The organism is Hoylesella timonensis S9-PR14, assembly GCF_000762405.1.
Classification (GTDB): Bacteria; Bacteroidota; Bacteroidia; order Bacteroidales; family Bacteroidaceae; genus Prevotella; species Prevotella timonensis_A.
Genome location: NZ_JRPQ01000048.1, coordinates 1 through 2,967, shown reverse-complemented (window position 1 = coordinate 2,967; position 2,967 = coordinate 1). Strand labels below are relative to the sequence as shown.

Sequence of the window (2,967 nt, the reverse complement as noted above, 5' to 3'; positions counted from 1 at the left end):
ACCCTGGGTATGGATATTCCAGCATACTGGCGCGCTGTAAGCGCAAAAGGAAGTTCTGAGAAAGGATACTTCACTGGCTCCTTTTGCGCTTATAGCGCGCCAATGAACTAATGAACGCTCTCCCAGGGTGTTACCCTGGGCTATATTCCTATTGGGGCTTCGCCCCGCCTTTGCTCATAACGTCAATTGCTGTATAATATCTTGGACTATCATTCTGTATGGGCTTCGCAACTTCTTTGTTCATAACATCAACTGGTGTATAATAACTTAGGCTAACATCCTATTGGGGCTTTGCCCCGCCTTTGCTCGTAACGTCAATTGCTGTATAATATCTTGGATTATCATCCTATATGGGCTTCACAACTCCTTAGCTTGTAACATCAACTTGTTGTGTGTTTTTCCAAATTCGTTTTCGACGAACACCTGCGTTCTTTGTCTTGTTTTGTGCTTTCGTTGTTCAACTATATTGCCTGCAAAGAAAAAACCGTGGCATGCGCGAAAATGAAATTGTATTCTATATAATAATGTGGAAAAAACTTCGTTATCTTTGCATAAAGAAAACCAATGAAACGCCAAATTATATTTTATTGTCTGTTCTTCTTGGCGCAAAGTGTGTGCGCGCAATTGAATCAACAAGAAGAACAAACAGAAAAATTGATTCTCGGAAGCAACATGAACTATCATGTTGAGTTCCAAAGTTCTTTTGCCCATGGGCATACACCTTTATGGATGCATTCCAATCGACACGGCTTAGGTTCGTTGGAATCGGTTAATGGCTACCTTCGTTCCAGCATCATCAGACCATTACGCACAGACTCACTTCGTCGTTGGGGCGTTGGATATGGAGTTGACGTGGCGATACCTTATCATTTTACGAGTAAAGCCATTGTGCAGCAAGCCTTTGCTGAAGTGCGTTGGTTGCATGGCTCGCTCTCCGTTGGAAGCAAGGAATATCCTATGGAACTCAAGAACAATGCCTTGAGTAGTGGTTCCCAAACCTTTGGTATCAATGCCCGACCCGTGCCACAAGTACGATTGGCATTGCCTGATTATTGGATGTTGCCCTTCGGAAATAGGTGGCTGCATATCAAAGGCCATATTGCTTATGGGCGGATGACGGATGACAACTGGCAACATGATTTTACGCAACGACAGTCGAAATACGTCGATCAGGTGTTGTATCACAGCAAAGCAGGATTTCTGAAGATTGGCAATGAAGACCGATTTTGCCCTTGGTCTTTAGAATTAGGCTTGGAGATGGCAACACTCTTTGGAGGAACAAGCTATCAACCCCGCAGCAATGGCGAAACCAAGGTTGTGAAAGGCAACACCAATATGAGGGCTTTTTGGAATGCGTTTATGCCTGGAGGACATGATGCACCCGAAGAGGGCATTGTGTATCAGAATGTAGAAGGCAACCAATTGGGAAGTTGGCTCTTCCGTATGAATTACGAAGGCGACAGTTGGTGTGTAAGATTATACGGAGAAAAATATTTTGAAGACCACTCGTCCATGCTCCAACTCGACTACGATGGCTACGGAACGGGGGAGGAGTGGAACGTGAAGAAGAAAAGAAAGTTTTTTCTCTACGACTTCAAGGATATGATGTTGGGATTGGAACTGAACCTAAAATACAACCATTGGTTACAGAGCCTCGTATTTGAATATTTGTACACGAAATACCAAAGTGGACCAGTGTACCATGACCATACGCAGAACATGAGTCATCATATTTCAGGGCGAGACAATTTCTACAACCACTATATTTATCCAGGGTGGCAGCATTGGGGCGAGGTAATCGGCAATCCACTGTACCGCTCACCGCTTTACAACGAAGATGGAACTATAGAAATCCAAAACAATCGATTCAAAGCATTTCACTTGGGACTGTCGGGCGAACCCGCAGAGCGGCTCAATTACCGATTCTTAGCAACTTATCAAGAAGGTTTCGGAACCTATAACACTCCATTTTTCAAGAAACATCACAACGTAAGTTTGTTTTTAGAGACCGCTTACCGCTGGCGATATGGCTGGCGTTTCATGGCTTCTTTCGGAGCTGATTTTGGTGGAATCTTAGGAAATAATCAAGGTTTTCAGTTAACAGTTAGTAAGCATGGAATTTTCAATTTATAGTTTTCAAAAGAGCGTACGCATGCGGCATTTTGCCTATGTGGTGGTGCTGTGCTTGTCTTTATGCGGAATGACCTCCTGTGAAGTGGAGACATCAGGCAATGGGGAGTTAGATGGCTTTTGGCACTTAGAGCGAATAGATAGCTTACAGAATGGTGGTTCTAAAGATTTAACTTTGCATCGAATATTTTGGTCATTTCAAGGAAAAATACTGATGCTCAATGACATGGATTATCAACATCCAGAATGTGTCATAACCTTCACACACCACGACCAGCAACTGCTCATTGTTAATCCCTTGATGTCCGACCGCACAAAAGGCGACCCTCGTATTAAGGATGTAAAGGTGTTAGCACCGTATGGCATTCATCAGTTAGATGAACGTTTTGAAGTAGAAACATTGAGCAACCGCAAAATGATACTTCGAAGTCAGCGGTATCGACTTGTCTTTATCAAATTCTGAGTTCAATCGAAATGAGCCTTTTAGTTGAAGTTTCATGCTAATGCCATGAGATGAGGCTGTATAGCAGCTATCCTTTGGTTACGTGTCTCTCAAATTCATCAATGACATGAATATAACACATCGCATACCATCCGAAAAGCATCATGACGTCTCATTCTTTAACAACGAAAAACGCAAAAGCAACTAAAATATCTTTGCCGCAAAAACATTTCACGAAAGAACGTCCCGTTCTATCTAAAAAGACGAAAAACTTCGTTGCAACTTTTCGCTCTTTCCGTCAGAACGTTTACGTTCTTTGGGTTCTTTATATGATACTTCCATTTTCGTGTTTTCTGCTTTCTATGTTATTATCCTCCTGTTTCTTTGATTTTAAC

The 2,967-nt window shown here is 42.5% G+C and carries 2 protein-coding genes; both read left to right on the top strand.

Annotation, left to right across the window (positions count from 1 at the left end; all coding sequences use genetic code 11):
• Positions 1 to 564 precede the first annotated feature (564 nt).
• On the top strand, positions 565 to 2,133 hold the full coding sequence (locus tag HMPREF9304_RS01885; RefSeq protein ID WP_036926131.1) for a capsule assembly Wzi family protein: 1,569 nt from the start codon (positions 565 to 567) through the stop codon (positions 2,131 to 2,133).
• Entirely contained in the window at positions 2,114 to 2,593 is a 480-nt protein-coding gene (locus HMPREF9304_RS01880) for a lipocalin-like domain-containing protein (protein WP_052045836.1), read from the top strand. Before HMPREF9304_RS01885 ends, HMPREF9304_RS01880 begins: the two co-directional genes overlap by 20 nt.
• The last annotated feature ends 374 nt before the right edge of the window (positions 2,594 to 2,967 follow it).

What these genes read in the sequence shown, in the direction of transcription:
- HMPREF9304_RS01885 (WP_036926131.1), top strand. Translation starts at nt 565, where the DNA reads ATGAAACGCCAAATTATATTTTATTGTCTGTTCTTCTTGGCGCAAAGT.
- HMPREF9304_RS01880 (WP_052045836.1), top strand. Translation starts at nt 2,114, where the DNA reads ATGGAATTTTCAATTTATAGTTTTCAAAAGAGCGTACGCATGCGGCAT.